General features: G+C 37.8%; 22 protein-coding genes and 1 pseudogene. 18 read left to right on the forward strand and 5 right to left on the reverse strand.

The window, feature by feature from the left end; genetic code table 11:
- Positions 1–2 precede the first annotated feature (2 nt).
- Positions 3–218 carry an MbtH family protein gene (locus ODQ17_RS01560; RefSeq protein ID WP_005305165.1) on the reverse strand — a complete coding sequence of 72 codons (216 nt, stop codon included), beginning with the start codon at positions 216–218 and terminating at the stop codon, positions 3–5.
- Between the two features lie 29 nt (positions 219–247).
- Entirely contained in the window at positions 248–1447 is a 1200-nt protein-coding gene (gene fes / locus ODQ17_RS01565) for an enterochelin esterase (RefSeq protein ID WP_322901284.1), read from the reverse strand.
- 266 nt (positions 1448–1713) lie between these two features.
- Between fes and ODQ17_RS01570 the strand changes: the two genes are divergently transcribed.
- From ODQ17_RS01570 to ODQ17_RS01590, 5 genes and pseudogenes are all read left to right on the forward strand, one after another.
- Positions 1714–2484, forward strand: coding sequence for an SDR family oxidoreductase (locus ODQ17_RS01570; RefSeq protein WP_322901286.1), 771 nt, complete (start codon positions 1714–1716; stop codon positions 2482–2484).
- A 44-nt stretch (positions 2485–2528) separates the two neighbouring features.
- Positions 2529–3767 (forward strand): isochorismate synthase, encoded by a 1239-nt coding sequence (locus tag ODQ17_RS01575; RefSeq protein ID WP_322901288.1) that lies wholly within the window; start codon positions 2529–2531, stop codon positions 3765–3767.
- Positions 3764–5428 (forward strand): (2,3-dihydroxybenzoyl)adenylate synthase, encoded by a 1665-nt coding sequence (locus tag ODQ17_RS01580; RefSeq protein WP_322901290.1) that lies wholly within the window; start codon positions 3764–3766, stop codon positions 5426–5428. Before ODQ17_RS01575 ends, ODQ17_RS01580 begins: the two co-directional genes overlap by 4 nt.
- 21 nt (positions 5429–5449) lie before the next feature.
- Positions 5450–6100: pseudogene (locus ODQ17_RS01585) on the forward strand (isochorismatase family protein); the annotation flags it as partial.
- A gap of 30 nt (positions 6101–6130) precedes the next feature.
- Positions 6131–6319 (forward strand): phosphopantetheine-binding protein, encoded by a 189-nt coding sequence (locus ODQ17_RS01590; protein ID WP_235823111.1) that lies wholly within the window; start codon positions 6131–6133, stop codon positions 6317–6319.
- A 55-nt stretch (positions 6320–6374) separates the two neighbouring features.
- Here ODQ17_RS01590 and ODQ17_RS01595 read toward each other — a convergent pair whose 3' ends face one another.
- Positions 6375–9536: a multidrug efflux RND transporter permease subunit gene (locus tag ODQ17_RS01595; RefSeq protein ID WP_322901291.1), complete on the reverse strand. Its 3162-nt coding sequence runs from the start codon at positions 9534–9536 to the stop codon at positions 6375–6377.
- A 217-nt stretch (positions 9537–9753) separates the two neighbouring features.
- On the opposite strand from ODQ17_RS01595, the gene ODQ17_RS01600 reads away from it, so the two are divergent.
- Positions 9754–11706 (forward strand): TonB-dependent receptor plug domain-containing protein, encoded by a 1953-nt coding sequence (locus ODQ17_RS01600; protein ID WP_322901292.1) that lies wholly within the window; start codon positions 9754–9756, stop codon positions 11704–11706.
- A 138-nt stretch (positions 11707–11844) separates the two neighbouring features.
- The gene (locus ODQ17_RS01605) at positions 11845–12246 is read left to right on the forward strand and encodes a transcriptional repressor (RefSeq protein WP_005305185.1); all 402 of its coding nucleotides are present in this window, start codon (positions 11845–11847) and stop codon (positions 12244–12246) included.
- A gap of 50 nt (positions 12247–12296) precedes the next feature.
- On the opposite strand, the gene ODQ17_RS01610 is transcribed toward ODQ17_RS01605, so the two are convergent.
- Positions 12297–14078: a bifunctional metallophosphatase/5'-nucleotidase gene (locus tag ODQ17_RS01610; RefSeq protein WP_322901295.1), complete on the reverse strand. Its 1782-nt coding sequence runs from the start codon at positions 14076–14078 to the stop codon at positions 12297–12299.
- A gap of 249 nt (positions 14079–14327) precedes the next feature.
- Here ODQ17_RS01610 and pqqA point away from each other — a divergent pair, with 249 nt between their 5' ends.
- The 9 genes from pqqA to ODQ17_RS01655 all read left to right on the forward strand — a co-directional run bounded on the left by pqqA (position 14328) and on the right by ODQ17_RS01655 (position 20671).
- The gene (gene pqqA / locus ODQ17_RS01615; RefSeq protein ID WP_001982218.1) at positions 14328–14402 is read left to right on the forward strand and encodes a pyrroloquinoline quinone precursor peptide PqqA; all 75 of its coding nucleotides are present in this window, start codon (positions 14328–14330) and stop codon (positions 14400–14402) included.
- Between the two features lie 76 nt (positions 14403–14478).
- A complete protein-coding gene (pqqB, locus tag ODQ17_RS01620) occupies positions 14479–15390 on the forward strand; it encodes a pyrroloquinoline quinone biosynthesis protein PqqB (protein WP_013197932.1) in 912 nt (303 codons plus the stop codon).
- An 8-nt stretch (positions 15391–15398) separates the two neighbouring features.
- Positions 15399–16157, forward strand: a complete 759-nt coding sequence (gene pqqC / locus ODQ17_RS01625; protein ID WP_032006186.1) for a pyrroloquinoline-quinone synthase PqqC — start codon at positions 15399–15401, stop codon at positions 16155–16157.
- Complete coding sequence (pqqD, locus tag ODQ17_RS01630; RefSeq protein WP_004792407.1) at positions 16154–16438, forward strand: pyrroloquinoline quinone biosynthesis peptide chaperone PqqD; 285 nt, start codon at positions 16154–16156, stop codon at positions 16436–16438. Before pqqC ends, pqqD begins: the two co-directional genes overlap by 4 nt.
- Positions 16435–17589: a pyrroloquinoline quinone biosynthesis protein PqqE gene (gene pqqE / locus ODQ17_RS01635; protein ID WP_322901300.1), complete on the forward strand. Its 1155-nt coding sequence runs from the start codon at positions 16435–16437 to the stop codon at positions 17587–17589. The genes pqqD and pqqE overlap by 4 nt, the downstream gene beginning before the upstream one ends.
- An 18-nt stretch (positions 17590–17607) precedes the next feature.
- On the forward strand, positions 17608–18657 hold the full coding sequence (locus ODQ17_RS01640; protein WP_322901303.1) for a dipeptidase: 1050 nt from the start codon (positions 17608–17610) through the stop codon (positions 18655–18657).
- A 579-nt stretch (positions 18658–19236) separates the two neighbouring features.
- Positions 19237–19413, forward strand: coding sequence for a hypothetical protein (locus tag ODQ17_RS01645; protein ID WP_004792403.1), 177 nt, complete (start codon positions 19237–19239; stop codon positions 19411–19413).
- A 233-nt stretch (positions 19414–19646) separates the two neighbouring features.
- Complete coding sequence (locus tag ODQ17_RS01650) at positions 19647–19883, forward strand: hypothetical protein (protein ID WP_004792401.1); 237 nt, start codon at positions 19647–19649, stop codon at positions 19881–19883.
- Positions 19884–20083: 200 nt separating this feature from the next.
- Positions 20084–20671, forward strand: a complete 588-nt coding sequence (locus tag ODQ17_RS01655; protein WP_087088664.1) for a uracil-DNA glycosylase family protein — start codon at positions 20084–20086, stop codon at positions 20669–20671.
- Positions 20672–20687: 16 nt separating this feature from the next.
- On the opposite strand, the gene ODQ17_RS01660 is transcribed toward ODQ17_RS01655, so the two are convergent.
- Entirely contained in the window at positions 20688–22277 is a 1590-nt protein-coding gene (locus ODQ17_RS01660; protein WP_322901306.1) for a phospholipase D family protein, read from the reverse strand.
- 200 nt (positions 22278–22477) lie between these two features.
- Between ODQ17_RS01660 and ODQ17_RS01665 the strand changes: the two genes are divergently transcribed.
- Positions 22478–22912 (forward strand): GFA family protein, encoded by a 435-nt coding sequence (locus ODQ17_RS01665; RefSeq protein WP_322901308.1) that lies wholly within the window; start codon positions 22478–22480, stop codon positions 22910–22912.
- A gap of 192 nt (positions 22913–23104) precedes the next feature.
- Positions 23105–23560: a hypothetical protein gene (locus ODQ17_RS01670; RefSeq protein WP_005305214.1), complete on the forward strand. Its 456-nt coding sequence runs from the start codon at positions 23105–23107 to the stop codon at positions 23558–23560.
- Positions 23561–23802 lie beyond the last annotated feature (242 nt).

Here is a 23802-nt window from a genome sequence, read left to right on the forward strand (position 1 = left end):
CTTTACGCTTGTTGAAAGGGGTTAATTGCAAGCCAGTGCTTTTCTACATATGCAATACACGAAGCCCGCGTATCCGGGCCATGCTGAATATCCCACCCCGATGGCACCTGATGCTGAGCAGGCCATAAACTGAACTCACCTTGTTGATTTTTTAAAACCTGAAAAGACAAACTTTCATTATCGAAAGGATTAATATAGTTTTCCTGTAAGTTGCTCATGATATTGTTATCCTTGATGAAACAAATGGTTATAGTGAAAGAGTTTGTTGCAATGCCTTAAGCAAGTCAGTACGCCAGTTCACGGCATCATGTCCGCCCTGAAAAGTGTGAAAACTCACTTGATTGAATGATTGCAATTGTTGATAAAGCTGAAGGGCATCGTCCCGCATATCGGTTTCATACGTGCCAGCACTGATATAAATTCGAGTTGTTTTTGATAATGGATGAGATCGGTTTTGAAGCAGTTCTAAAATATTTCCTTTATATTTTTGACCTAACGTACTGTTCGAAAAATCTGACCACCAATAAGATCCAGACTGCAAAATCAGGGAAGTAAAAATGGTCGGGAACAACAAAGTACTATGTAAAGCACATAAACCACCTAAACTTTGACCACATAACGTAATGTCTGTTTTAGAAATAAAAGAATATTCTTTTAGAAGCGTTTCAATGAGTTCATCAACCAACGCCTGACTAAATGCATCATGGCAACCATAATCTTGTTGGCGTTGTTGACTATTTAAACTATGAACAAAAACATAAACTGCTGGACGAATCTTATTTGAATCAGTCAAATGTTGAATTTCGGGCAGAATTGAAAGCTCTCGACTCCAGATTTGGCCATCAAGCAATATAACGAGAGGCAAGACTTCTTGAGCCGATTGATGACTAATAAAAATGTCGACCAAATAGTCTTGTTGGCATAAGCGACTTGACCATTGGAATGTCTTTGTAATTGGGCAATTGCTTATTAAAGATTTTGTGTTTTCGAGTTGAATTTGATTGATGTATCGGGCCAGATGTCCCATATAAAACTCATTTTGATTAAATGAGTCAATTTGAGCATTTTGTTTAAGTTGTGTCTGCCACCATAAGCGGCGTGTTACCGAACAATCTGTTTCTGGTGCTTCTTCACTAGCAGTCACTACAACATAACTACCAGTCCAAGCTAACGGCAGCTCTATTTCAAAGAAGTACACATCTGTCCCAGCTATATGGCTAAATCGATTCCACTTTTGATAGATAGAAGAGCTTTGTGAATAAATATCAATATAGACAAAGATACTTTCTTTAGGCTCAGGACCACGCCAAACAAAGGTACAGAGCGCTTTATTTTTTTGTAGGTTAACTAGCGGACTACCTATTTTTTTAATGGTATTCCACCAGACCTCACTCCCAACATTGAGTTGTTGAAATAGGGGATGTAAGGGATGAGAAAATGGCTTCATTTTGAGTCCATCTCGACAAGAAAGCGCGGTCAAATTAACAAAATGATTCTCATTAGTAAATGCAAACAATTATCATTATAATCAATAAAAAAAGACGTGTTTTATTAAAAGTATTAAAAATCAATTAAATAAGTCAAATTCTTGGTTAATAAATAACTTGATTTAGATTGTAATCTTATGTTTGATATTTATCGCACTTGATAATAATGATAATTATTTGCAATTATGTGGCGAAATTTACTATTCGTTTCAAACTGGAGTAAAACATGAGCTCTACCATCGTAGTCACAGGTGCTGCAAGAGGTATTGGAGCTGCTATTGCAACAAAATTATTGCAGCAAGGGTATCAAGTCATCGGCATCGACCGACAGGAAAAACCCGAACAATGGGAAGTCACTCAAAAGCTACAAGACAGTGAAATCACACGTTGGGAAGGCTTTCAGCAAGATATTACTGATCAAGAAACAACAGCGAAGCTCATTAAAGATATTTTAAACAAACATAGCGTAACGGGTTTAGTGAATGCAGCGGGCGTATTGATTATGCGTTCTATGCTTGAAGCAAAGACAGAAGACTGGCAAACACTTTTCGCTGTAAATGTCATGGCACCTATTGCAATTAGTCAACAACTTGCCAAGCATTTTTGTGAAAAAAAGCAGGGAAGTATTGTCACGATTAGCTCGAATAGTTCACGTATGCCACGTATACAACTTGGTATGTATGCCACCAGCAAGGCTGCGTTGAGCCATTACTGCCGTAATCTTGCGCTTGAAATTGCACCTCATCAAGTAAGGCTTAATATTGTTTCACCAGGCTCTACGCTAACTCAAATGCAGCAGCAGCTTTGGACAGATAATTCACCTCCGCCTGCGGTAATCGATGGAGATTTAAGCCAATACCGTACAGGCATTCCCTTAAGAAAATTAGCCCAGCCTGAAGATATTGCCAATACAGTCAGCTTTTTACTTTCTGATCAAGCTGCACAAATTACCATGCAAGAAATTGTGGTTGATGGAGGAGCCACTTTAGGCGTTTAAACATTCATTCATTACAACAAAATAACTGTATAAGGAGTTGCGAGATGTCGGCACAGCATCCGTATTTTATCCAACGAGAAAATTTTACTGAAAGCCGCGTTGCATTAGCCCAAGAAATTTTAAATTGTGGAAATGACGCAGGTTTTATTTTCACAACGCCAGAATACACCATCAATAGTCATCAAAAATTACGTGATATTCAAGTTGCTAAAAATAGCCTTTTAAAAGATTGGTTAGATGAAGCGCGAGCTCAATTAGAACTTGCAATGAATGACGGTTATAAAGATGTCAAAATTATGGGTGGACTACCATTTTGCTCGGCAGCCGATGTCAATTTAATGCTTATGCAAAATGCAAAAATCTATCAGAAAGTACTCTATGCACAGTCTGATATTGATTTTGGTTGTTTATCTTTAGAAAAGGCGGATTATTTCCCTTTAGGTGAACATTACCAACAGCAAGTTGAGTATTTAGTTCAACAAATGCAAGCAAAAAAACTCGATAAAGCCGTACTTGCTCGTATTTTACAACTTGAGTTTGAACAAAATATTCCCGTCTCGGACTTATTTTATAACTTAGCTAAGCATAATCCCGAAGGCTATAACTATGCAGTCGCGAGGCATCCTCAAAGTGAAGGATGGTTTGTCGGTGCAAGCCCCGAACTTTTAATTGCAAAGCAAAATACAAGAATCTGGAGTAAACCGGTTGCTGGCACATTGGCCCGTGATGACGATCCAACCCTAGACCAAAACAACGCCAGAGCATTACTTGCGTCACAAAAAGATCAACATGAGCACGCACTCGTAATCGAAATGATTGCCGATGAGCTCACACCTTTTTGTAAGGAGTTAAAAGTACCTAAGCAACCATCCCTCATTCGTACTAAACGCCTTTGGCACTTGGCATCACACATTACTGGCGAACTTAAGCAAGCCGATACTCATGTTTTTGACTTAATTGAACGCTTGCACCCAACACCTGCAATTTGTGGGGAGCCTAGTCCAATTGCAAAAGAACTAATTCAGCAACTTGAACCATTTAATCGTGAATTATTTGCAGGAACTATGGGTTGGGCAGATGAACAAGGTAATGGTGAATGGTCGGTGACTGTTCGCTGTGCCCGAATTTATCAAAACATTGCCCGTTTATTTGCCGGTGCAGGCATTGTTGAAGCTTCTCGACCACAAGCTGAACACGCTGAAACTGCCGCTAAATTTCGTACTGTACTGGACGGATTCCAGATTTCACTAAATCAATTGCCAATACAAGGACCAAACACATGACAACACAGGTTTATCTGGATGGTGCCGTGCCATATCCAGCAGAATTTGCAGAGATTTACCGTAAAAAAGGTTATTGGCTTGGACAAAACTTGAGTGATTTCTTGCGTGAAAGTGCTCAAAAATACCCGCAAAACATAGCAATATATGATGGTGATAAAGCCGTTAGTTACGCTGAGTTTGATCATTTAGTTGATTACTGCACAAGCCACTTATATGAACATGGACTAAGAGCTGGTGATAAAGCGGTTGTACAAATGCCAAATCACTATCAGTTCTATGTTTTATTTTTTGCACTTATTCGGCTTGGTGCTTTACCTGTTATGTCTTTACCTGCACATCGTTATGCAGAACTCAGTAGTTTTTTCAAACAAACTCAAGCAAAAGCTTATTTCTGTGCTGATTTTGGTGCACAAAAATTTGACTACCGAGAGCTCGCCGAAAAGCTTCAGCAAACTGCTCCTTGCTTACAACATGTATTTGTACTTGGAAATGCCGACAAGTTTGTAGCGGTTCAAAATCTATTAAAAGAAACCAGTATTTTGGATGAAGCCATCTCACCAACTACGGCAGATCAGGTTGCTTTTTTACAACTTTCAGGTGGAAGTACCGGTGTTCCTAAACTGATTCCACGTACCCATGACGACTATCTATATAGCGTACGTGAGAGCGCAAAAATCTGCCGTCTTAATCAGTCATCACGCTTACTCATGGTTTTACCTGCGGCGCATAACTTTTCAATGAGCTCGGCCGGTTCTTTAGGTATTTTTTATTCGGGCGGGGCTGTGGTTTTAGGCACTGACCCAAGCCCTGAAACTGCTTTTTCATTGATCAAAAAACACGGTGTGACTGATGCGTGCTTGGTTCCTGCCTTAGTTCGCCCATGGATGGATAAAGCGGCAAAAGATCAAGATCCAATATTGTCGACTCTACGTTGCTTGCAAGTCGGAGGAGCGCGTTTACCCGATGCAGTTGCCACACGCTTGATTGATGAGTTCCAAGTCAATCTACAACAAGTTTTTGGCATGGCTGAAGGGCTGGTGAATTACACCCATTTTGACATGACGAAAGAGCAAATTATCCATACCCAAGGTTTAAAAATTTCGCAAGATGATGAAATTTTAGTACTGGATGATAATGATCAGCCAGTAGAAGCTGGAGAGGTAGGGCATTTGCTTACTCGCGGTCCCTATACCATTCGTGGCTATTACCAAGCACCGGAGCACAATGCACGTTCTTTCACACCGGATGGTTTTTATCGAACAGGTGATTTAGTACGTATTCGAGAAGATGGCTGCATTGTTGTGGAAGGGCGTTCAAAAGAACAAATCAATCGCGCTGGTGAAAAAATTGCGACCGAAGAAGTTGAACAAGCTTTATTAACTCATCCACAAATTCGCCTAGCAGCATTGGTTGCTATGCCTGATGAGATTATGGGTGAAAAGAGCTGTGCTTTTGTTGCATGGCAAGCACACGCTGATGATCCAAGCCCAATTCGTCTTGCAATGTCAGTTCGTCAACATCTGAAAGACTATGGACTTGCTACCTACAAAATTCCCGATCGAGTCGAATTTATCGAGCAATTTCCATATACAGCCTTTGGAAAAATCGACAAAAAAAGATTACGTCAACAATTTGAAACCAACACTAATGTTCTTGCTTAAAGATAAAAAAGGAAAAATTTGATGAGTATTCCTAAAATTGCCAGTTACAACATGCCACAAGCGCACGAATTTACCGCGAATAAAACACATTGGCAGTTGCATACCGATCGCGCCGTTTTATTGGTACATGATATGCAGCAATATTTTTTAGATTTTTATGATCAAACTCAAGCGCCTATTCCAGAGCTTATTAAAAATACCAAAGAACTGATTGAAACTGCGCGTAAGTTTAATATCCCTGTCGTCTATACCGCACAGCCCGGTAACCAGACACCTGAACATCGCCAGTTATTAACGGACTTTTGGGGAACTGGTCTAAAAGATGACCCATATATTACCCAAATTTTGCCGGAAATTACGCCTGATAAAAATGATACTGTCTTAACAAAATGGCGCTATAGCGCTTTTAAATTTTCTCCACTCGAACAACTTATGCGTGAGTCAAACCGCGATCAACTCATCATTTGTGGTGTTTATGCCCATATTGGTTGCCTCATGAGTGCGGCAGAAGCCTTTATGCTAAATATTCAGCCGTTTTTATGTGGAGATGCACTTGCTGATTTTAGCCGTGAAGAACATGATATGGCTTTAAAATATACAAGTACACGTTGTGGGCAAGTCATGACAACTCAGCAAGTCACACGAGCTTGGGCGCTTGAACAGGCAGTCTCACCACTCACTGAAGAAGGTATTGTTTTGGCAGTGAGTGAACAGCTTCAGATTCCAGCTTCAGACATTCAGTTAAATGATGATTTACTCATGCTTGGACTTGATTCTGTACGACTCATGACATTAGTCGGTAAATGGCAAGCTTACGGCGCACAGGTAAGCTTTGAAGATTTAGCTGAACAACCAACACTAGAGGTTTGGATTGATAAGCTAGTCGCTTAAATTGAAAGATAAAAAAATGGCAGATTTAATATCTGCCATTTTTTTATCTTAACTTTTAAAAGGATGTATTGTCCTTTTTAATACGGCTATTAAATCTCAAAGTTCGACTCAGCCATGGTTTGCTCATTGACCACTGCAAACTCGGTAAACTATGAACCATAACAAAGAAGAACACAGTAAATAGCGGCACTAGTAAAGTACCAAAAACAACACTACCAAATACACTCATTCCAATTTCATATCTGCTCGCAGCGCCTGCACCTGTGGCGAAAATTAAAGGAACCACACCAGCACCAAAGGCAAGAGATGTCATCAGAATCGGGCGTAAACGCAGCTTTAAAGCCTCACTTGCCGCATCGATTTTACTTTTTCCCTGTTTGAGTGCTTGAGTCGCAAACTCAACAATGAGAATCGCATTTTTACAAGATAAGCCAATACCTGTTAATAGAGCAATTTGAAAGTAAACATCGTTAGGTAACTTAAAAATCCAAGCAAAAATAATAGTGCCTGTAATGCCTAGGGGAAGCCCTAATAAAATAATAAAAGGAACTTTCCAGCTTTCATATAAAGCAGCTAAACATAAGAAAATAAACAAAATAGAAATGAGATATAAATAAATTGCTTGGCGGCTAGATTGTTGCTCTTGCAACGAAAGCCCACTCCATGCGACATCTATACCAGACTGTTTACTGACCATATCACTTAGCTGTTGCATGGCCTGACCTGAGCTAAAGCCAGAGCTGACATTTGCTTCAAGTTGAATGGCAGCTAGCCCCATAAATCGGGTAAGAGCTTCTGGACCACCTGTCCACTGACTTTGTGCAAAATGAGCGAGGGAAAGCATTCCACCTGAGTTATTTCGTACATGCCAATACGCTAAATCTTCAGGTTTAGAACGAAACTCTGAATCACCTTGCATAATGATTCTCTTAATTCGGCCTCGTTCAACAAAATCGCCAACATAGTTTCCACCCCAAGCAGTCGATAGTGTTGAACGAATTACTTGTTGGTCAATTCCTAACATTTTGGCTTTATTTTGATCGAGTTGAATAAATACTTCAGCTTTATCTTCACTCACAAGAGGGCTTAGATTTTCAAAGGCTGAATAATTTCGAGATTCTTTTTCTAAGGCTTTATATTGTTTAATTAATTCATCACGCCCTTGACCATTTACATCTCTAAGCCAAAGTTCTAAAGCATCAGATTGACCCAAACCAGATACACTTGGTGGCATTCCTACCATGACTTTAGCGGGCAAGTTTTTTTGTAAATATGCTTGAGCACGTTCACGAATAGCACTCGCCGTATTGGCTTCTCCTTTACGCTCATTCCAATGTTTAAGCGAAACAAAGGCCATACCTAAATTTGGACCGCTCCCTGAAAAGTTTTGTCCATTTACGACCAGTACGGTATTAATATTTTTACCTTCGTGTTCAAAGAAATAATTATTGACGAGTCTTCCAATTTCTTCGGTTTGGCTCATTGAAGCACTGTTATGCAAACTATAGGGAACTGCAAGTAATCCTTGATCTTCATTTGGAATAAAGCTTGTAGGCAAACTGCGATAAATCATCAATAGAATAACCGCGATGCCCACAACCAACAGACTGGAAAATATTTTGAACTGGATTAAACGAACAGATAAAAAACTAAAAGCTGATCTGACTTTTTGAAGAGCAAGCTCAAGCATTTGTCCCCATTTCGGTTTTTTATTATGTTTTTTTAATAGAACTGCACACATTGCAGGTGTGATGGTCATGGCTACAAATAGCGATAACAACATGGCTGCTGCTAATGTAATAGAGAACTGACGGTAAATCATACCCGTCGAACCACTAAAAAAAGCCATTGGGATAAATACCGCGGTTAAGACCAGTGTAATACCCACCAATGCGCCGCTAATCTCTTGCATCGACATTAAACAAGCTTCACGTACACTTAGCTGTTGTTCGTGCATAAGCCGTTCAACATTTTCCACGACTACAATGGTGTCATCAACCAATAACCCAATCGCTAAAACTAGGGCAAATAGGGTAAGTGTGTTAATGCTCATTCCAAATAAATACAACACCACAAATGTGCCACTAATGACGATGGGAACCGTAATGGTTGGAATAAGAGTTGCACGCCAATTTTGTAAAAAGAGATACATCACAATAACAACAAGCACGATTGCTTCAAGCAAAGTGATCATGACCTGCTTAATTGACTCTTCAATAAATGGTGTATTGTCTCGAGGATAAACGACTTTATATCCAGCTGGTAAATGCTGGCTAAGCTGAGCCATTTTTTCTTTAATAAGGGCAGAAGTCTCGATTGCATTGGCATCTGGGCTTAGAGAAATCCCTAAACCTGCCGATGGATAGCCATTAAGCGTATTAATACTTTCGTAATTTTCTGCCCCTAATTCGACTCTCGCGACATCTTTTAAATAAACAAGGCTGCCATCAACATTTGCTTTAACCACCACCGATTTAAAGTCATCTATTGTTTTTAAACGCGAACCTGCTTTTACTTTTGCATAAATATTTTGGTCAGAAGCAGAGGGCATTGCACCAATCGAACCCGCAGCAATCTGAGTGTTATAATCTTCGAGGGCCTTTTCAATATCACTCGGCACAAGTTGGTAATTTCTAAGCTGATTTGGATTTAACCAAATGCGCATAGCATAGCTTGAACCAAAAACATTAACTTCACCAATGCCTTGCAACTGACTTAAAGGTTGTTCAAAGTGATTCACCATATAATCAGACAAATCAATATTGCTGGTTTTACCAGTTTCATCATATAGCCCCACAATAAGTAGCATATCGCCCGTGGTTTTCCATATGTTTACACCTTGCCTTTGAACTTCCTCAGGTAAACGGTTTAATACACCATTAATTCGGTTTTGTACTTGGAGCTGTGATTTATCAATATCTGTGCCAATTTTAAAATGGATATCAATGCTACTCGTTCCTGATGATTCACTATAGGACGTAAAGTAAAGCAAATTATCCAGACCTTTTATTTGTTGTTCTAAAATTTGGGTCACACTTTCTTCGACTGTGTCAGCAGCTGCACCACGATAGTTCGCAACAACCGTAACACCCGGTGGAGCAAGGTTGGGATAACGTTCGACAGGCATTGCTAAAGTGGCAAGAAAACCAAAAATAAGAATAGTGATTGCAACGACAGAAACAAAGATAGGGTGATAGATAAAAAATCGAGAGAGCATTGTTATGTCTACTTTAAGATTGTTTTAAATAGGTTTTTAGGCACACGAAAGTGTAATGGTAACGCTTTTTTACAGCACAAACAATAATGATTATCATTATATAACTAATAATTATTTTTATCTTGATCAGTAAAAGTCATGCGTATATGATGCTCGGCACATCATAAATGATAATAATTATCATGTGGTAATCATTATCCAGAATAAGGGCCGAGAAATGACGTTAACGAAAAAGGCGCTGGTGGTCGCCATCTCAACACTGCTTCCTTTCGCCGTTCAAGCAAATACAGATATTGAACAGCAGGGTAATAGTGAACCAGTTCAAAAACTTAAAACTATTGTGGTTTCTGCTGCATTAAAAGAACAAGACGTAGATAAAGCACCTGCATCCATTAGTGTGATCACAAGTGAAGAGATTGAACGCAGTGCGGCGCTGAGTCTTGCTGATGTTTTACAAAAACAAGCTGGGGTTTATAACTACAACAGCGGACAGGACAAAATTATTATCCGAGGGATGCAAGATACTTCTGGTAGTTATACTTTAATTCTAATCAATGGAAAAAGAACATCTTCCTTGGGAGCAATGTGGCGGGGCAATGACTTCGACTGGAGTTCAATTCCATTAAATAGTATTGAACGAATTGAAGTGATTCGCGGACCAATGTCATCGCTTTATGGTTCTGATGCCATGGGTGGTGTAATTAATATTATTACCAAGAAAGCTGAAAATGGAGAGCTTCATGGTTCGGTCTTTGGGCAATATAACCGAGCCGACCGTGGGAATGGTAAAGATCAATTCCGATATGGCTTTAACCTATACGGTGGCTTAACCGATAATCTTAGTTTTTCTCTTTCTGGTGATTCTTATAACCGTGATGCGTGGTATCGAAATGGTAAACCGGACTCAAATGGCGCCTATTTTGTAGAAAAAGACACTAAGAATGTACATGGGACTTTAAGTTGGGATATCAATGATCAACAAACTTTAGACCTAGATTTAGGTTATACCAAAGATAAGAGACCACTTACCCAAGATGCGGCATCTTCGATTCAAGAAGGTGAAGATGAGCGAACCAATGTAGGTATTACTCATCGAGGGAAATGGAGTTGGGGGAAAACAGAAGCTTATATTGGAAAAGAAACCGCTAAAATTTATGACTATGACAGTGAATATAATGCTCCACAAAGTCGCAATTATAAGCAAGAAAACTTACTAGGTCGTGCTTTTGCTAACTTTGACTGGATGATGAATAACACCACAGCTGGTGTTGATTATAAAGATCAGAAAATCACAGATCCTGTAGGATACACATCTGGTGGATCTGAACAGAAAAGTTATGGAGTATTTGTTCAGAATGATACCCATATTAACGATGCACTGACCTTAACTTTAGGTGGTCGTTACGACGACTTTGATAATTTTGATGGTAAAGCAACTGGTAAAGCATATTTAGCTTATCAACTCGCTGAAGGAGTTATTCTTAAAGGTGGTGTTGGTCAAGCTTATAAAGTTCCGGGACCATATCAGTTAGATGCAAATTATGAGCTAATTTCTTGTGGGGGGAGCTGTTTTATTACAGGAAATCCAAATCTAAAACCCGAAGAAAGTACTAACTATGAAGCATCTTTAATTGTTCGTAAACCAAACTGGAATGCTGGCGTTACAGTATTTGAAAATGATGTTGAGAACTTAATTGAACGTGTTTCTAATCCTAATTCTCCAAATCCAACCAAATATCCATATAAATGGGACAACGTTGCTAAAGCAAAACTAAAAGGTGTGGAACTCAACGGAGCATATGACTTTAGTGATGATTTAGGCATAACAGCTAATGCAACATATTTGGATGCTAAAAATGAAGTAACTGGTAAAGACCTTACTGAACGTCCCGAATGGTTAATTAATAGCTCACTTTCATGGTCTATTGTTGAAAACTATCGTATGAATCTTGGTGCAAGCTATGTAGGTCATCAAATGTTATCTAGTGGTAAAGAGTTACCAGCCTATACTACTTACGATGTGACATTTACCTCACCACTTTCGCCACGTTTAACATTGGACTATGGCGTAAAAAACCTGACCGATGTTGATCTGGAAAATGAAGATGCATCATTTAATACCAAACTTTATGGACGTAACTACTTTGTAAAAGCGACTTATAGTTTCTAAGTTAAAACTAAGTACAAAGCCTATTCGTAGGGGAATAGGCTTTGTTTTTTATTATACAAATATCCATAATTTTCAAACCAGTGTAGACAAAATAATTTTAAGAATTTCTATACTTTTCAACATTAGGGCTAATTAATCATGACGGCAACTTCAAAATCATTATTAAATGGACTACCAATAAAAAAATCGAGAATACAGGTTTTTGAAATTTTAAATCAAAATCCACAAGGCTTAAGCGCGGTGAGCATTTATGCACAAATTAAAAATGAACATAAAATTACGCTCGGAACAATTTATCGAATCTTATCTGAATTTGAAAATCGCAAGCTCATCAAAAGGGTGTTCTTAGGAAAAAGTAAAAGTATTTATAAGATCAGAAAAGATAAAATGAGCTGTAACTTGATTTGTCTAAAAACCGCAGAAGCAACTAGCTATGAACATGAAAAAGTGAAAGAGCTACTGCATGAAGTCATAGATGTTATTTTTGCGAATACAGGGACTAATATCAGCAGTATTGAACTTAATCTCTATACAGAATAAAAAATTTAATAAAAAAGGACAGCCTAAACTGTCCTTTTTTATTAAATTTTTTATTTGATGACTTTAATTCGAGTAGTCGCTGGAATAATTAAAGGTGAATTCTTAGCGACATAGCTTTCAAGGGCATCAATATCTTGACCACCACCGATACGGTTTTGACCTTCTTTTAATACCGTAAAGTTGTCACCACCATCTGCCAAGAAGCTATTTACCGTCACGCGGTATACTTTACTTTCAACCAACGGTGAACCAGCAACCATGATGTTACTTGCTCGTGGTAAAACAGACGTATTTGCCGCATATTGATAAGTTAATTCTTTAGACGGCTGTAAAATTCTAGCTGAGTTTGCATTTGCACCTGACCATTGCTGTTCAATTACATCTCTAATTTGTTTGCCAGTTAAGCTCAGAGTCACAATAGAGTTACCAAAAGGTTGCACCGCAAAAACATCGCCAAAGGTGATTTGGTTACTGCTATTGATGAGTAGATCGGCACGAACACCACCTGAGTTCATTAAGGTAAAGTCAGAGCCTTGGCTACTTGCCTTTAACGCAGCCGCTTGCTGAGCATCTGCAATCATAATACCGAGCGGACTTTCACCACTTTCGACTTGAGTACGACTTACTACTGCTGTTGCAGTTCCGACCACACGGCTCGAAATGGTGGTCACAGCTTGGCGGTACTTATCTAAAATGGCTTCAATGCTTGGGGTTTTACTAAATTTTTGATAGAGATCGGTAAGGCTTACCGTGGTTGTGCCAGACGTATAGGCCTCACTTTGTACAGGAACTTGTTTAGCATCCTTCTTAATCACATCACCAGTTTTACCATCTAGCTCAACCTTAATGTCAGTAATGAGCGTGCCATATTGTCCAGCTGAGGTAAGTAAGAACGGTTTTGCGGGATTTTTGGTTGCATAGTCACAAATATAAGATTGGTGTGTGTGGCCTGAAACAACAATATCAACTGCCGGATTAAGTTTATCCAAAATTCCTAAAATCGGACCACTTAAGCCATCACATGTTTTTTCATTAAGCTTCGTACTTGGCGCTGCACCTTCATGTACCACTACTACAATTGCTTCAATTCCTTGTTTTTGCAACTCTGGAATCAAGGCATTTACCGTATCGGCTTCATCACGAAACTCAACGTCTTTAATGCCGGCAGCAGAAACAATACTTGGCGTTGCTTTAAGGGTTAAACCAATAAATGCAACTGGAATTCCACCATAAGTTTTGACTTTATATGCAGGAAAGATCGTTTTACTGGCATCATTTTTCATTGCTACGTTAGCCGCAAGGAAGTCAAATTTTGCACCACTAAAGTTTTTATTAATTTGGCAAGGCGCAGTGCTTGTATATTGCTGACATCCACCGTTCTTTAAACGGCGTAACTCATCTGTACCACGGTCAAATTCATGGTTACCGACAGCATTAAAGTCAATTTGAATATCATTCATGACTTCAATGGTCGGTTCATCTAAAAATAAAGAAGAGGTTAGAGGAGAGGCGCTAATTAAGTCGCCCGCCGAAACCACAGCATTATTTGGATTTTCTGCTTTAAGTTTTTTAATCGCATCGGCAAAGTAACTCACTCCACCCACAGGAATACGAACAGATTGAGCAGCATCATTTGGATTTGGTGCTTCGACGTAACGCTTCGGTGGCTCAAGATTTCCGTGAAAGTCGTTAAAAGCTAAAATATTTACGGTTTGATTGCTTCTTTGAGCAGGTGGTGCGGTGTCATTATCATCATCGTCATTACATCCAGCCAATAACGTTACTGCCAGAGAAAGTGTTGTTACTTTAAAAAGTGTTGTTAAATTTTTCATTTTTTTATCATTTGATCAATTAAGACGGATAAAAAAATACGCTTTTAGTATGAATGTTTGATGAAAACTTCAACGAGCAAATATGTTCGAAATATTAAAATTTGGACAAAAAACACAATTATCGAACAATATCTTGGCTAGGGGTGGTCTACAAACCCAAATTTTTTATTTAGAATAAATTTTTAATGACCTTATAAGATTTAATCAAGTGATTCATTTCACAAGATTAATATGAACCGGAGATAATTTATGCAATGGACTAAACCAGCTTTTACTGATTTACGCATTGGTTTTGAAGTTACTATGTACTTCGAAGCACGTTAATTCAGTTTCATCCAAATATGTCATAAGCCCTAGTCTTGTTCTAGGGCTTATCTCTTTCTAATAAGATATTAATTTTATGTATATTTATGTTTTAGGTTCAGCTGCCGGAGGCGGGTTCCCGCAGTGGAATTGTAATTGCCCGAATTGTCATGGTGTACGCACAGGTTCAATCCAAGCCAAAGCTCGTACTCAATCATCAATTGCTGTTTCTGAAAATGGAACAGACTGGGTTTTATTAAATGCATCACCTGATATCCGCCAGCAACTTTTCGAATTTAAAGCAGCTCAACCAGCGCGTAAATTGCGTGATACCGGAATAACAAGCGTTATTTTAATGGACAGTCAGTTAGATCATACGACTGGGCTTTTAACCTTACGTGAAGGTTGTCCAATGAATGTATGGTGTACAGAAATGGTCCACCAAGATTTAACAAGCGGCTTTCCAGTATTTAATATGCTCAAACACTGGAATGGTGGTCTTCAATACAATGAAATTAATCCTAAACAAGCCTTTAAAATTGATGGTTTCGAAAATTTAGAATTTTTACCTTTAATTATTAAAAGTGCTGCGCCACCATATTCACCGCATCGAAATGACCCACATGACGGCGATAATATCGCTTTAATTATCAAAGATCATAAGACACAAAAACAGTTGTTCTATGCACCGGGTCTTGGAAAAATTGACGATCAAATCATGCAGATTATGCAGAGTTCAGACTGCGTCATGATTGATGGTACGCTTTGGACAGACGATGAAATGCAACAAACAGGGGTTGGAACTAAAACTGGCCGTGAAATGGGGCATTTATATATTAGTGGCGAAGGTGGTTCACTGTCTTATTTAAATCAGCTGAGTACGCCTAAAAAAGTGCTGATTCATATTAACAATACCAATCCAATTTTAAATGAAAACTCTAGCCAGTTTGCTGAGCTTAAAGCAAATGGTGTAGAAGTTGCCTATGACGGCATGCAGATTGAACTCTAAGGTGAAACATGACTCAAACACCTGAAGCTTTAACCACAGAACAATTCAAACAAGCCATTATTGATAAAGGCCAGTATTATCATATCTATCATCCATTTCACGTGATGATGTATGAAGGTAAAGCCACCCAGCAACAAATTCAGGCTTGGGTTGCAAACCGCTATTACTATCAAATTAATATTCCGCTTAAAGATGCCGCGATTATGGCAAATTGCCCCGACCAACGAGTCCGTCAAGAATGGATTCAACGTATGATCGACCAAGATGGTGAATATCCAGATGGCGGTGGTCGAGAAGCATGGCTACGCTTAGCCGAAGCTGTGGGCTTGAGTCGTGAACAAGTTATTTCTGAAGAACTGGTATTACCGGGTGTTCGCTTTGCAGTAGATGCCTATGTGAACTTTGCACGCCGTGCTTCGTGGCGTGAAGCAGCCAGTAGTTCTTTAACTGAACTTTTTGCCCCACAAATTCATCAGTCACGACTTGATTCATGGCCGCAGCACTATCCATGGATTGATGATAAAGGCTATGAATATTTCCGTTCTCGTTTAAGTCAGGCACGCCGTGACGTTGAACATGGTTTAACAATTACGCTTGATTCATTTACAACTCATGAACAACAAGAGCGAATGCTTGAAATATTGCAGTTTAAACTAGATATTTTATGGAGCATTCTAGATGCTTTAACACTTGCACATGTTCACAATGAAGCACCATATCACACTGTGACGAGCAAACGAGTTTGGCACAAAGGACTATTTAAATGAATAAAGAGCAGTTTGATTTAAACCTTGTTCCGACATGGCGACAAGGTTACCGTTTTCAGTTCGAGCCAGCTCAAAATGGTTTTGTGATTTTATACCCTGAAGGCATGATCAAGTTAAATGAAAGTGCAGGGGCAATCGGACAATATATTGATGGGCAGCAAAATGTGTCCGCTATTATTGCCCAGTTAAAGCAAAAATTTGGTGATATTGCTGAGATTGATCAAGATGTAGTGGACTACATGCTAGTCGCAAAGCAGCAGCACTGGATTGATTTAGTATGACAGAAGGTGTTGGCCTACCTTTATGGTTACTAGCGGAACTTACTTATCGTTGTCCGCTACAATGCCCATATTGCTCAAACCCCTTGGACTATGCTCAACATAAAAATGAGCTGACCACTCAAGAGTGGTTTGATGTTTTTGATCAAGCACGTCAGATGGGTGCTGTTCAACTCGGTTTCTCTGGCGGTGAACCTCTGGTACGTCAGGATTTAGAAGAGCTCGTTGCACATGCTCATCAACAAGGGTTTTATACCAACTTAATTACCTCAGGCATGGGTCTTACTGAACAACGTATTGCTGATCTAAAACAAGCGGGTTTAGACCACATTCAAGTAAGCTTCCAAGCGAGTGACCCTGTGGTAAACGATGCCTTGGCAGGTTCAAAGCATGCTTTTGAACAAAAGTATGAAATGTGCCGACTGGTTAAGAAATACGATTATCCAATGGTACTTAATTTTGTTATTCATCGACATAACATTGACCAGATTGAACAAATCATTGAACTTTGCCTTGAGCTGAATGCAGATACAGTCGAGCTAGCAATTTGTCAGTTTTATGGTTGGGCTTTTCTAAACCGCCAAGGTTTGTTACCCACACAAGAGCAACTGACACGTGCAGAACAGATTACCAATGAATATCGAGAAAAATTAAAAGCGCAAAATCATCCTTGCAAACTCATTTTTGTAGTGCCTGATTATTATGAAGAGCGACCGAAAGCCTGTATGAATGGCTGGGGTAAAATCTTCTTTACAGTTGCTCCAGATGGTATGGCACTGCCTTGCCACGCAGCACGACAATTGCCAATTTCATTTCCAAACGTCCGCGAACATAAATTGTCAGATATCTGGTACAAATCAACTGGATTTAATCATTTCCGTGGTAATGCATGGATGCCAGAAGGGTGCCGTAGTTGCCCAGATAAAGATCGTGACTTTGGCGGATGTCGTTGTCAGGCCTATATGTTGACTGGAGATGCAGCTAATGCCGATCCTGTATGTGGAAAATCGCCATATCATCAAATGATTGAACAGGCACGTACAGAAAGTCAGTTGGCTGCACCACTGCAAAGTTTAGTATTCCGTAATAGTAGAAACTCTAAATCTTTCAGTGCCACACAAAATATTCCAGTTCACACAATTACAGACATATAGCAAGTAATAGGAATGCTCATGAAGCCTAGCCTTATTCCAGTTTTTGATGGGCATAATGATGCTTTAACACGCTTATGGCTAAGTGATCATCCAGATCCTCTACATGCTTTTATTCATGAACGCTTAGCGGGTCATCTTGATCTAAAACGCTGTCAAGAAGCTGGTTTTATAGGAGGAATGTTTGCGATTTTTTTACCTCCGTATGGCTATGTTCAACAGAACCATCCTAATAAGCTATTTGATCAAAATGCTTCTGATTTTACCCAACAGCAAATTGAACAAATTTGTTTGGAACAACTCGATTTAGCTCATCAAATCGCTCAGCATTCTAAAAATATTAAAATCTGCACATCGGTTCAAAATATTCAAGATTGCTTAGCAGAGCAAAAGCTAGCAATTGTATTGCATATGGAAGGTGCCGAAGCTTTACAACATAACCCTGATTTACTCGATGTATTTTATGAAAGAGGCCTGCGTAGCATTGGCCCACTTTGGAATAGACCGAGCCGCTTTGGACATGGTTTAAATGCCAAGTTTCCTCATTCACCCGACACTGGAGCAGGTCTTACCAGCGATGGCAAAGACTTTATAAAACGCTGTGCCGATAAAAAGATGGTGATTGATGTTTCACACATGAATGAACAAGCTTTTTGGAATACTGTAGATATATTGCAACAGCCTATTGTTGCAACGCACTCTAATGCACATGCTTTATGTGCTCAAGCACGTAACTTAACTGACTCGCAGCTTAAAGCAATCCGAGAAAGTAAAGGTATGGTAGGCGTAAATTTTGATGTCGCGTTTTTACGATCGGATGGACAGCGCAATGCCGATACACCCATCAATGTAATTTTAGAACATTTAGAATATTTAATAGATCATTTGGGCGAAGAACATGTAGGCTTTGGTTCTGATTTTGACGGTGCACTTATTGGTACTGAACTTGAAGATGTGACAGGGCTACATCGCTTAATTGAGCGTATGCAACAGCGTGGTTATTCTAAAACACTGATTGAAAATATATGTCTTAATAATTGGTTGAGGGTGTTTGATAGAATTTTAGGTTAATAATGAATGACTAAAAAGAGTTAATCTACAGAATCATAACAGTTTTTTTATTGGCCGAAATGACTAAAAAAAATACAAATAGTTTAATTGTCAACCATTCGGTATATTCACTACACTCAACCTTACTGAATGTAAGAACATTTGGTATTTCAAGTCTTTTGTGGTTTTCACATTACCCATTTCTTCATGAGAAGTAGAAATGGGTTTTTTCTTATCCAAAACAAATAAACGTGATATCCATCACAAGAACTACTAATTATTGGTATAACCACTCAACTTCATCTTGACTAAAACTTCAGCATTAAATACATTTGTAGTGTATTCAAAGATAATAAGATTGCTTAAAGCAATTCATAATACTGCTTAATCCTGAAATACAGTAAAAAGCCTATTCAAAATATAGAATAGGCTTTTTGCTTTGTATCAAAATTTATTTTTTAACTATTACACTATTCAATTAACATAAAAATTAAATACCTTACAAAAGCGGAGCAAATGAAAGCCGTTAAATAACAAATTATGTGCTATTAATTAAAGCTGATTTTTCAAAAGTTACTCCGTCAATCGAAGAGGTGCAAAATGTTAAAGTCAATTTTAGTGATCGGAACAGGTATTGCGATTGGGATGTGTGTCTACAAGAAGAAGCAAAAGAACAGTAAGAGTTTTAACACAGATCACGATAGCGACTCAGTGACTAGTAAAGACAGGGTCCAAAATCAAGATGACGGCTCAATTGATAACGCTGTACAAGTTTAAAATTAAATAAAAAGGGGTTCAAATAATGGACCCTTTAATTTTATTAAAACTCATAATTATTTTAAATAGATTAACTTAAAGATAATAATTAAATTAATAATTACTCAACTATTCATTTAATTATTACAAAAGTATGATTAAAACAAAAAAAACACTTTCATTATTAAAATTTACATATTGTATCAGTGGAGTCTTTATTATTAGCGATGCGGATAATAAAAAAGGAGACTAGAATGTCAAAGCGCCATATTTTAAAAGAAGTAAATGCCAAAAGTATGTGTGGTATGGAAATTGTAGTTGAACAAATTTATGAAAATATTTATGAAAAAAACTTTGTCCAAGCTGAACAAGAGCAAAGCTGGTTGCCACTTTCTAAGATTGTGATTTCGGATAAAGTCATTAATTTAGATCCGGATAACAGTTTTGCTCATCCAAGAACAGGTAAGGTTTTTAAAGTCTTGAACTCTTAATAAGTTTGAGTTCACCAGCTCACTTACACGTTACATATTATTGAGGTGATTCCTACAGAGGTGTCACCTCAATGTCTTTCAGTAAGAGCTGATTTTTCCCATTAACGCTTTAATTAAGAGAAATTGCATTTCATGACTCGTGATTAACTAAAAAATAGGGTAATTTGTTTATAAAGTTTTTAAGTAAACACTGATTTTTTATGATAATTGAGATAGAAACACATCCACTAGAACCCTTTTTACCTGAAAATGCGCGTTTACTCATGTTAGGTAGCTTTCCGCCACCGCGTAATAAATGGAAGATGGATTTTTACTATCCAAATTTCCAAAATGACATGTGGCGAATTTTTGGTTTAATTTTTTTCCAAGACAAAACTTACTTTTTAAGTGAAAACCAAAAAAATTTTAATGAAGAACGTATCCGAAATTTCTTAATTGAAACAGGTATTGCAATCTTTGACACGGCTTATCAAATTAAGCGGTTGAAGGGGAATGCCGCAGATAAATTTCTTGAAATCGTAACCCCAACAGATCTAACAGTTTTGCTTCAGCAGATTCCTCTATGTCAGACCATCATGACCACTGGTGATAAAGCAACTGATACCTTAATTTCAGTTTTACCCGAGAACACTGAAAAACCACTTATAGGGACATCTACATCGACTTACTTTGCAGGAAGAGATATTAATTTATATCGCTTACCATCTTCTTCTCGAGCTTATCCTTTGGCACTAGAGAAAAAAGCTGAGGCTTATCAAAAATTCTTTAAAGAGATTGGGATTTTATAAGCCAAGTTGAAGTCTCTTACATCATCCATTCAACTGGCAAATATGAAACGGCTTTAATCATTGTACGTTGGAAAAGGCTCGTATCTGGGTCTTTTTCATATTCAACAACTTGTCCATTCGACTGATAATCTAACCAAATAATTTTACCTTCACTGTTTAACTTAAGCTGATAAGCGACTTGAGGTAAATGCTGATCGAGCATGACCGAAATTTGAGCCTGTAATTGACTCGACTCAATAACAAGACCAACCTCAGTATTTAAGTAAGTCGAACGTGGATCAAAGTTAAATGAACCAATAAATACTTTCCCATCTACATCAAAAAATTTGGCATGTAAACTCGATTTATTTTTACCTTTTGCTGGAATTACACTTCCAGTTACCACTTCATACCATGTTCTACGTCTGCGTTCTAAAAATGGCTTAAACTCAAATAGTTCTACACCACTTTTCAGCATTTCGACTCGATATTGACTATAAAAAGCGTGCACAATTGCCACATCATTTGCAGCAAAAGAGTTCGTTAAAACCCTGACTTTAACACCTTGAACTTTTAACTGTTTTAAATAGTAAGTACCTTGTTGTGTAGGAACAAAATAAGCTGAAGCCAATTCGATGTGCTGCTTTGGTTCACCCATAATCGCCATAACTTGCCCATAAAGCATCTCTTCTTTAGACGCTATTCCTAAGATCTTTTTTGGTGAGTCTGCGACAAAATATGCTTTTGACCATTGAATTGGATAGTGCTCTAGAAGTTCTTTTAAATAAGTCTGAGCATCATAAAGCTTGTCTTCGGTTTGAGTATGATTTTCACTTTCATGAAGCAAATCATGATAATGCTGTCGTAAAGATTGCAAGTGGTGGACAGCGCAAGTCCCGACCAGCTTGGTAGCATCTTGGCTTAACTCACTTTGCCAGAAATCATTAAAAACTGCTTGGGCATGCTGTACTGTATGCCCATAAAATAGAATATCTAGATCTGTAAACTGGAACTTACTACTTGCATCAAAGTACTCACTACTGATGTTACGACCGCCTGTTACCGCAATCACGCCATCTGCAATAATTAATTTATTATGCATACGATGGTTTACTTTGTTGAACCGGAAAATATAGTCCAAGATTCTTATATATCTAAATTTGTATGGATTAAATAAACGAATTTCAAAGTTAGGATGGTGTAGAAGGCTTCTTAGAACACCATCAAGTTTTACGCCATTTTGATCATCAATGAGTAACCGAACTTTTACACCACGATCTGCTGCCGTTAATAACTCGTGCAGCATTAGGTTTCCAACAAAATCATTTGTCCAAATATAATATTGTAAATCGATTTTTTCTTTTGCATTTCTAATCAGATACATACGAGAAGCGATACTGATAAAAGCATCATCCAATGCAACAAAAGCAGTTAATCCTTGTTTAGTTTTTTCTGTAGCTTGTCCATCATTCAACCAATTAAAGCTATTTGTCACTGTATCATTCTCATCAGGGTCGTATGTATCGTTATACGAAGGTGTATGTGTAAAGCCCCAGGCATTTAATGCCATATTACTGTACTGCTGATAGAACTGATTAATCATGTAAGCTTTTAAAGTCGCATCCAAGATAAGCACATCACAGCATTTTTATATTCAATTTATATGTCAAAATTCATATTAAACGGTATAAATGCATTCTGCCAAGCCTCAACTCTAGCAATTCCTTATATTTATAGGCACTTCTAAGAGAGCATATCCATTTAAACATATAAAGTTAAATTTAACCTTTTTAAGGCTAGTGCTATATTTAATATTATTTTCTAAGGATGCTCGAGATGAGTCATGTAGGTTCTTGTCTATGCAGTGAAGTCAAATTTTCTGTCACTAACGAAATCAAGACTGTGTACCATTGCCACTGTAGTCTCTGTCGTAAACAAACTGGAACAGGAGCGAATGCAGCAACTTTAGTGAGTCAGGATAAATTTGAATGGCTCTCAGGTTTTGAGCTTATCCATACTTATAAAAAAGAAACAGGCTTCACATCTTCATTTTGTAGTAAATGTGGATCGCCTGTACCTAATTTGGTAGGAACTACTCATTTTATGTGGATTCCATTAGGTCTATTAGATAAAGATATTCAGGTTCTAAAGAAGCTTAATTTTTGTATAGTTTCAAAGACAAACTGGGCAAATACCGTAATTGCAGATCAATCTTATAATCAGCTTCCAACTTTAGATGAGCTAAAAATATTTTTTGATTAGAATAAATTTTTATCTAAAAACGAGACTCAGTTTGCATTAATTTTAATTTTTTCGGATGGTTATGCTTGCAGGTTTCACAAAAATACACTAATTACAATTGGCAGCACAACAATTACATTAGAAAACATGATATCTATCATACTTCCTTAAAGGGCTGAGTGAGTAGCCTGACAATAAAAGGGAGAAAATAAAATGCCACAATATTTAATCATTGCTGAGAATGTGTATAAAAAAATTGAGGACAAAAATTTATTTTCTGAAAGCTCAGCAGAGAACTTAAATCAGTTGGTTAGCGTAATCCGCAAAGAAATTAAAGGAACCAAGTTTAAACTTAAATATAATTTTATAGATTTTGAAGAGTGCTTAACCAAGCCATTAGAAGAGTGTGCAATTAAGTTGGATATGAGCCTCATGCCCAACCATAAAAATAAAGATGAATATATACTTTGGCTCGCGGGTTTTATCGAAAGAATTACAACGGGAGGAGAGGCTAAGCTTCCACCAATCTCGAAATTTATTCCTCCAGACTTTAAGTTTAACTATGACGAACCTCCTAAAGTGTCATCATCGACAAGTGATGATGGGGAGATGATTATTAATTATTTCAAATCAGATGCATTTACTAAAATTATAAAAGAAGAAAAATAAGTTCAAAAAATATAGAAGTGATCATCCACTACACTTCTATATGTCGCTGTAAATTCAGCAACCGCCTTCTGGGGCGGTTTTTTAATTTAGCTCTCCTTATTCTTATAAAATATATTGTTATAACTTTTCACAAAAGTTTGCATAACGCACAGAATCAGCTCCATTGGCCTAAAAACAGATACAACCTTGAATGTTAATTTTTAATTTACTTAATTATCTTTTGGAGATACCAATGTTCAAAG

The organism is Acinetobacter sp. IRS14 (assembly GCF_034650275.1).
GTDB lineage: Bacteria > Pseudomonadota > Gammaproteobacteria > Pseudomonadales > Moraxellaceae > Acinetobacter > Acinetobacter oleivorans.

Coding starts and splice junctions, on each gene's coding strand:
- pqqB (WP_013197932.1), top strand. CDS start 14,479: ATGTATATTTATGTTTTAGGTTCAGCTGCCGGAGGCGGGTTCCCGCAG.
- ODQ17_RS01595 (WP_322901291.1), bottom strand. CDS start 9,536: ATGCTCTCTCGATTTTTTATCTATCACCCTATCTTTGTTTCTGTCGTT.
- ODQ17_RS01600 (WP_322901292.1), top strand. CDS start 9,754: ATGACGTTAACGAAAAAGGCGCTGGTGGTCGCCATCTCAACACTGCTT.
- ODQ17_RS01560 (WP_005305165.1), bottom strand. CDS start 218: ATGAGCAACTTACAGGAAAACTATATTAATCCTTTCGATAATGAAAGT.
- pqqE (WP_322901300.1), top strand. CDS start 16,435: ATGACAGAAGGTGTTGGCCTACCTTTATGGTTACTAGCGGAACTTACT.
- ODQ17_RS01655 (WP_087088664.1), top strand. CDS start 20,084: ATGATAATTGAGATAGAAACACATCCACTAGAACCCTTTTTACCTGAA.
- ODQ17_RS01650 (WP_004792401.1), top strand. CDS start 19,647: ATGTCAAAGCGCCATATTTTAAAAGAAGTAAATGCCAAAAGTATGTGT.
- ODQ17_RS01640 (WP_322901303.1), top strand. CDS start 17,608: ATGAAGCCTAGCCTTATTCCAGTTTTTGATGGGCATAATGATGCTTTA.
- ODQ17_RS01605 (WP_005305185.1), top strand. CDS start 11,845: ATGACGGCAACTTCAAAATCATTATTAAATGGACTACCAATAAAAAAA.
- ODQ17_RS01610 (WP_322901295.1), bottom strand. CDS start 14,078: ATGAAAAATTTAACAACACTTTTTAAAGTAACAACACTTTCTCTGGCA.
- ODQ17_RS01670 (WP_005305214.1), top strand. CDS start 23,105: ATGCCACAATATTTAATCATTGCTGAGAATGTGTATAAAAAAATTGAG.
- ODQ17_RS01645 (WP_004792403.1), top strand. CDS start 19,237: ATGTTAAAGTCAATTTTAGTGATCGGAACAGGTATTGCGATTGGGATG.
- fes (WP_322901284.1), bottom strand. CDS start 1,447: ATGAAGCCATTTTCTCATCCCTTACATCCCCTATTTCAACAACTCAAT.
- ODQ17_RS01570 (WP_322901286.1), top strand. CDS start 1,714: ATGAGCTCTACCATCGTAGTCACAGGTGCTGCAAGAGGTATTGGAGCT.
- ODQ17_RS01580 (WP_322901290.1), top strand. CDS start 3,764: ATGACAACACAGGTTTATCTGGATGGTGCCGTGCCATATCCAGCAGAA.
- pqqC (WP_032006186.1), top strand. CDS start 15,399: ATGACTCAAACACCTGAAGCTTTAACCACAGAACAATTCAAACAAGCC.
- pqqD (WP_004792407.1), top strand. CDS start 16,154: ATGAATAAAGAGCAGTTTGATTTAAACCTTGTTCCGACATGGCGACAA.
- ODQ17_RS01665 (WP_322901308.1), top strand. CDS start 22,478: ATGCTCGAGATGAGTCATGTAGGTTCTTGTCTATGCAGTGAAGTCAAA.
- ODQ17_RS01575 (WP_322901288.1), top strand. CDS start 2,529: ATGTCGGCACAGCATCCGTATTTTATCCAACGAGAAAATTTTACTGAA.